Raw genomic sequence first — 6,969 nt, forward strand, 5'->3', positions numbered from 1 at the left:
GCCTTCACGGCCTCTTTGAAGGGGGCGAGCTCGGAGTACTCGTAGAGGATGCTCATGGCGGTGTTCTCGGTGGTCATCCCGGCCTCCTCCAGGGCGGCCACGGGGTTGAGGCCCCCCACAACCACCACCCCGGCCCTGTCCCTGCCCACCGGCATCTCCAGGAGGGGCTGGTTCGGCTCCCCGATGAGCAGTATGCCCCCGATGCCCATCTCGTGCATCCGCTCGTTCAGGCGCCGGGCCTCCTCGATGCAGACCACGGGTATCTCGCGGAAGCTGGCCAGAATCTTCCCCGCCCTGTGCTTCACCGCGTCGGTGGCCGAGGTCATCCGGCTTTTCATGAAGACCACGTGGGGGTCCAGGGAGGAGCCCTCGTAGCTGATGAGGGCCACAAAGCGCGTGGGGCCTTCCTCGTCCACCTCCACCAGGCCGCCGAACTTCGAGGCGATGGGAATGCCCGCCTTCAGGAGCAGGCCGTTGATGGTCACCGAGCAGACCGTCCCCATGCCCACCATCCCCTCCGGCACCACCACGTCCCCGATGCCCTGGCCCTCCCGCGCCAGGACCACCCTGTCGCTCATCACGTAGGGGGAGGCGAACACCGGCTTCATGATGCGCACCGCCTCCTGGAGGCTCCGCGCGGGGAAGCACGAGACGTTGAGGATGACCTGCCCGGCCGAGGTCGCCAGGTCCAGGCTGGTCTGGTAGGAGAGAGTTTCGATGCGGCTGATGATGAAGCCCACCCGTTCGGAGACCAGGGCGTTGGCAAGCTCCTCGCTGCCCTTGCGGGTGATTTTCCTGCCCTCCTTGCCGTAGACCCGGGTGAGCCCCCGCGCGTCCATTATCTTCAGGTGGTAGCGCACCGTGCGCTCCGAGAGGTCCACGCCGTGGAGCTTCAGTTGGCGGGAAATCTCCCGCGAGCCGATGACGCTCTCGCGGTGCTTGTCCAGCACCCTGAGGATGGCAAGCATGGTCTTGTTCACTCTGTTCTTCCCCGAGGGCCGAAAGGCCGACCTTATTATAATACGCCCCTCCCGGGAGAGTCCATGGGCATTGGCAACCGTTGGCCGACGCCTTTCGCCGGTGTGTGCCATGGCACGGTCCGGCCTGTGACAAAGTTGTGCCGCGCCCCGGAGGGCCGTTTGCCTTCTCCGGAACCTGCCCATGGAACGTGCCGCCGCAGAGCCCCACGGGACGGCGGTTTCCGGCCCGGCCCCGGTGAATCATGGGCAAAACCATGAGCTGGCACGCTTCTTGGTAGTATACGGGCGAGGCGGCGAAAGCCCCTCCCGGATATGACAACCCCCCGGGTTGGGACTGCCCCGCGGGGCAGTCCCAGCCTCCCCCCTTTCGAGGGCCGCTCGCGGAGGCCGGTTCTCCTTGTTTCGCAACGCCGTCTGATTGACAAGAATGTAGCCTGCATTTTATTCTAATTGACGGTAATCGTTTGCCGTCATTTTTTTCTTCGGGTGTACTATGTGTCGACTGGCAGCCATATCGTCTGAAAGCTACATCTCTCCCCTGGAGAACGTCCTTGCCCTGGAGACGATGAAGGAGGGCCACGACGGCTCGGGCATGGGCCTCATGCTCAAGGACCTGGGCGGTGAGTTCGAGGAGCTGAAGGACTATCCCATACTCTCGGGCATCTGCTCCCAGAGTGGCTACAGGGCCCTGAACGAGTACATGCAGGGGCTGGGCTTCGAGGAAAAGCACATGTGGTCCCCGCCCGTCAGGCCGATGCCCGGCATCGCCAAGCGGGACTATTACTTCGCGAAGGTCTACCAGTACCCGGCGGACTACGCCGGGAAGCCCCGGGCGCAGAAGGAGGACCTTCTTCTGAGGACCCGGCTTGCCCTTCGCAAGATGGGGGAGGCCGACGAGTCCATCGTGGTTTTCTCCTTTTACCCCGACGTCGTCACGCTCAAGGAGGTGGGCGACCCCCTGGCCCTGGGGGAGTTCTTCGGGCTGGAGAAGGCCGGCCTTTCGGCCCGGGTCATCCTCGCCCAGGGCAGGCAGAACACCAACTACGCCATCAACCTCTACGCCTGCCACCCGTTTTTCCTCCAGGGCTTCGGCACCATGACCAACGGCGAGAACACGGCCTTCGTGCCCATCCGGGAGTACCTGACAAGCCGCGGGTTCCCCGGCTACATGGGCTATAACAGCGACAGCGAGGTCTTCACCCACATCCTGCACTACGCCGTGGGGCGCCTGGGCTTCCCCCTCACCTATTACAAGGACATCATCACTCCCCTGAGGCCGCGGGAGTGCGACCGGAGGGCCGACCGCGGCGCCCTTGCCCTCATCCGCTCCTCGCTCAGGATGCTCACCATCGACGGGCCCAACTGCAACATCGGCTTTCTCCCGGACGGCACCACCTACATGGTGCAGGACTCCAAGAAGCTCCGCCCCGGCGCGGTGGGCGGGGTCCCCGGCAGGTACGCCCTCATGAGCGAGCAGTGCGGGCTGGAAAGCGCCGTCCCGCGCAGGGACCGCGAGCGGGACGTCTTCCCCATGAAGTACGACATGGCCATCGTCTCCCCCCGGGCCGGGGAGGTGCGGGTCTGGAACCAGTTGACCGGCGCCTTCATGGAGAGCCCCGAGCCCTCCGGGGCGGGGGCGCGGGTTTAAGGAGAGCTTTTCGATGCAGCAGGCCCTGGACAACAACCACGAACTTCCCCTCGAGGAGTTTCCCTATATCGTCCGCTGGAGCGAGGAGCGCTGCAAGCGCTGCGGGCGCTGCACCGCCGTCTGCCCGGTAAAGGCCATCGAGCCCACCATCCGGGTGGAGCGGCGGGTGTACTCCGAGGGGCCGGAGCCCACGCCCCAGGCCGCGCGGCGCATCACCCAAGTGGTCCGCCAGGTGCGGGACATCGCCCGGTACTGCGTGGGCTGCTCAAGCTGCGCCCTGGTCTGCCCCAACGAGGCCATCCGTCCGGAGTACAACCCCCGGAACAAGCTCCTGACCTTCAGGAGCCGGGGCGGGGACGCCTACAAGCGGGGCGGCCGCAGGAACGACCCCGGCGTGGGCACCCTGGACAAGCTGAAGTTCTCCCGCATCTCCATGCTCACCGACCCCGCGCTGGACGCCGGGCGGCACGAGTTCAAGCTCACCACCCTCCTGGGGCGGATACTGCCGGCCGAGGGCCTGCCCCTCAGGGCCGATAACGGCGGCCTCGCGGTGGACGCGGAGGCCTTCGTCCCCCCGGTGAGGGAGATATACCCCATCATGATAGGGAGCATGTCGGTGGGCGCACTTTCTCCCCCCATGTGGGAGGGGCTCGCCATGGGGGTGGCCTATCTGAACGAGGAGATGGGCATGCCCGTGGTGATGTGCACCGGGGAGGGGGGGATGCCGCCCCGGCTCCTGAGGTCGCGCTTCCTGAAGTACTTCATCCTCCAGATAGCAAGCGGCTATTTCGGCTGGGACGAGATAGTGCGGGCCATCCCCGACATGGTGGAGGACCCCTGCGCCATCGAGATAAAGTACGGGCAGGGGGCCAAGCCCGGGGACGGGGGGCTCCTCATGGCCTACAAGGTCCTGAAGCTCATCGCCGAAATCCGGGGTGTTCCCCTGGGGGTTGACCTGGCCAGCCCGCCCACGCACCAGACCAAGTACTCCATCGAGGAGGCGGTGGCCAAGATGATAACCTCCATGTCCATGGCCTGGGGGTTCCGCGTGCCCGTGTACCCCAAGATATCGGGGACCAAGACGGCCCGGGCGGTGCTGAACAACCTGGCCCGGAATCCCTATGCCGCCGCGCTTTCCATAGACGGCGAGGACGGCGGGACCGGGGCGGCCTATAACGTCTCCATGGACAAGATGGGCCATCCCATCGCCAGCAACCTGAGGGAGTGCTACCTGGACCTGGTGCGCCAGGGCAAGCAGAACGAGCTTCCGCTCGTCGCCGCCGGGGGGGTGGGCAAGAAGGGCAACCTCGCGGCCAACGCCGCCGCGCTCATCATGCTGGGGGCCTCGGCCGTCTCCATCGGAAAGTACATCATGCAGGCCGCGGCCGACTGCTACGGCAACGAGTACAACCGCTGCAATCTCTGTAACACGGGCCGCTGCCCCCGGGGCATCACCACCCAGGACCCCAAGCTCTACCGCCGCCTGGACTCCGAGAAGGTGGCCGAGCGCGTGGTGCAGACCTTCAAGGTCGCCGACACGGAGCTGAGGAAGATATTCGCCCCCATGGGCCGGAGCACGGAGCTTCCCATCGGGATGTCCGACGGCCTGAGCGTGGCGGACAAGGCCATCGCCGAGAGGTTGAAAATAGACTATGCCTGTTAAGAACAACAAGGCCCGGGCCGGCAACAGGCGCCTCGTCATCGCCGGCATGGAGGACGGAAAGCGGGTCAGCTCTCGCCTCCTGGAGGAGCGCGTCCAGCGTGCGGTCCGCGAGGAGGGCGCCCGGAACGTCCTGGTCAGGGCCAACGGGCAGCAAGGGCAGTGTTTCGGACGACGTGGGCTGGATAAACTGCGGGGCCACGATAACCGTGCTGGGCAACGCCACCAACGGCGCCCATAACGCGGCCGCCCAGGGGAAGCTCTACGTGCAGGGGGGCGGCGGCGCCCGGTGCGACACCATGACCAAGCACAACCCCCGGTTCGACCCTCCGGAGAGCTGGTACTTCCGGGACGTGGGCGACAGCTTCGCCGAGTTCAAGGCCGGGGGCATCGCCGTGGTCTGCGGGGTAAACTCCCGGAACCCGGAGAACGTCCTGGGGTACCGTCCCTGCGTGGGCATGGTCGGCGGCACCATCTATTTCCGCGGCCCCATCCAGGGATACAGCGAAGCCGACGTCAGGCTCCTCGAGCTTACCGGGGAGGACTGGCAGTGGCTTACCAGGAACATGAAGCCCTACCTCAAGGCCATCCAGCGGGAGCAGTACCTGGAGGAACTCACCCGCTCGAAGGACGACTGGCGGAAGCTCATCGCCTACACCCCGAGGGAGAAGGCCCGGCGGAAAGCCATGCCCATGGCCTCGTCGGAGTTCCGTGCGTCCGTCTGGGAGAAGGAAGTGGGGGAGGGCGGCATTTTCGGGCCGTACCTTACCCACGAGCGCACCGTCCTGCCCTACGTGACCACCGGAGAGGACCGCAGGAACAGGCCCGTCTGGAACAACGAGAAATACCTCCCGCCCTGCGCGTTCAACTGCCCCACGGGCATCCCCTCGCACAAGCGGGCCACCCTCATCCGCGAGGGCAAGATGCTGGAGGCCCTGAACCTGGTCCTCCAGTACAGTCCCCTGCCGGCCACCGTCTGCGGGGAGGTGTGCCCGAACCTCTGTATGCAGTCCTGCACGCGGGGGCTCGTGGACAAGCCCCTGAACATCAAGGAATACGGCAGGATGTCCCTCACCCTGGTGGCCCCCAGGCCCGCAAAGCCCACCGGCTACAGGGTGGGCGTGGTGGGCGGCGGCCCGGCGGGGCTCTCGGCGGCCTGGCAGCTCGGCCTGAAGGGCCACGAGGTCCATCTCTACGAGGCCGAGGAGAAGCTCGGCGGAAAGCTCGAGCTCTGCATCCCCCGGGAGCGCCTCCCCCAGGAGGTGCTCCAGAAGGAGCTCTCCCGCTTCCGCGAGGTAGGGGTTCACGTGCACACCGGAGGACGGGTGGACCGGAAGGCCTTCGACAGGATATACGGAGAGAACGACCGGGTCATCGTGGCCTGCGGGGCCCACAAGCCCCGGGAGCTGCGGTTCCCCGGCTCCGGGGACACCGTCTCCGCCATAGAGTTTCTGAAGGGGATAAACTTCGGGGAGCTCCCCGACCTCAAGGGCAAGCGGGTGGCCGTCATCGGCGCGGGAAACGTGGGCATGGACGTGGCCAGCCAGGCCTTCGACTGCGGGGCCCGGAGCGTAACGGCCGTGGACGTACAGAAGCCCGCGGCCTTCGGCAAGGAGCTTGAGCAGGCCCGGGAGAGAGGCACCGAGATTGTCTGGCCCCGGTTTACGGAGCGGTACGACAAGAAGGCCGGGAAGCTCTATTTCAAGGACGGCACCGCGCTTGAGGCCGACCTGGTGGTCGTCTCGGTGGGCGAGGTGCCCATCCTGGATTTCCTCCCCCCGGGCATCCACACCGAGCGGGGCTGGGTGGTGGTCAACGACCTGGGGCAGACCTCGGACATCAAGGTCTACGCCATCGGGGACGCCACCAGGCCGGGCCTCGTCACCCACGCCATCGGGCAGGGCCGCCGGGTGGCCGAGGTCATCCACGCCGAGCTGAGCCACTACGACTACATGCCCGAGGCCAAGCAGCCCATCCCCTACGATAAGGTGAGGCGCGAGTACTACGAGGTCTGCCGCGGGGAGGCCTTCAGCCCCGAGCGGGAGGCCAACGCGTGCATGTCCTGCGCCACCTGCCGCGACTGCCGCATGTGCGAGGCCACCTGCTACTGGGGGGCCATCAGCCGCGTGGACCTGGGCGGCGGCGCCTACGAGTACGTGGTGGACGACGAGAAATGCATCGGCTGCGGCTTCTGCGCGGGCGTGTGCCCCTGCGGGGTCTGGGAGATGGTGGAAAACTACTAGAGCAATTTATCACACCGGCAGTTATAAACATGAAACATCTTCAATGGCGTCATTCCCCGGCTTGCTCTGGGAATCCAGGCTTTTCAACAGGTTCTGGATTGTCCGGCCAAGCCGGACAATGAAGACATTATGGCTTTTCATTGGCGGTGTAATAATAGATTGATGCAGCCGAAGGCCTCCTTGTCGTTGCCGTTTGACCTGAGGCGGCTTGGCAGTGACTCCTTTGGAGGAACTGCCTCTGGAGGGCGGCCGTTGCATAAAGAGAAAGGTCTGCGAACGTTCCGGCCCGGTAGGGCCGGTGCAGGGCATTTCAAGGGGCTGTTCTACCCATTCGTCACTCATATAAGGCCGCCCGGATAGTAATAAGACTCCTTGCCGCCGAATAAGCCTCTCTTCCCCTCTTTGTCAAAAGAGGGGAAGAGAGGATGGGTGAGTTGG

General features: G+C 65.5%; 5 protein-coding genes. 4 read left to right on the forward strand and 1 reads right to left on the reverse strand.

What is annotated here, in order from left to right; all coding sequences use genetic code 11:
* On the reverse strand, positions 1-980 hold a 980-nt coding region (locus tag P8Y39_12525; protein MEJ2193140.1), incomplete at its 3' end, for an NrpR regulatory domain-containing protein.
* Positions 981-1,473: 493 nt separating this feature from the next.
* Between P8Y39_12525 and P8Y39_12530 the strand changes: the two genes are divergently transcribed.
* The 4 genes from P8Y39_12530 to P8Y39_12545 are packed head-to-tail and all read left to right on the forward strand — an operon-like array spanning position 1,474 to position 6,531.
* Positions 1,474-2,628, forward strand: coding sequence for a glutamate synthase (locus P8Y39_12530; GenBank protein ID MEJ2193141.1), 1,155 nt, complete (start codon positions 1,474-1,476; stop codon positions 2,626-2,628).
* Positions 2,629-2,641: 13 nt separating this feature from the next.
* A complete protein-coding gene (locus tag P8Y39_12535) occupies positions 2,642-4,291 on the forward strand; it encodes a glutamate synthase-related protein (protein MEJ2193142.1) in 1,650 nt (549 codons plus the stop codon).
* A complete protein-coding gene (locus P8Y39_12540; protein MEJ2193143.1) occupies positions 4,281-4,529 on the forward strand; it encodes a hypothetical protein in 249 nt (82 codons plus the stop codon). The genes P8Y39_12535 and P8Y39_12540 overlap by 11 nt, the downstream gene beginning before the upstream one ends.
* Positions 4,465-6,531, forward strand: a complete 2,067-nt coding sequence (locus tag P8Y39_12545) for an FAD-dependent oxidoreductase (protein ID MEJ2193144.1) — start codon at positions 4,465-4,467, stop codon at positions 6,529-6,531. The genes P8Y39_12540 and P8Y39_12545 overlap by 65 nt, the downstream gene beginning before the upstream one ends.
* The last annotated feature ends 438 nt before the right edge of the window (positions 6,532-6,969 follow it).

It is taken from the genome of Nitrospirota bacterium, from assembly GCA_037386965.1.
In the GTDB taxonomy this organism is placed as follows: Bacteria; Nitrospirota; Thermodesulfovibrionia; order Thermodesulfovibrionales; family JdFR-86; genus JARRLN01.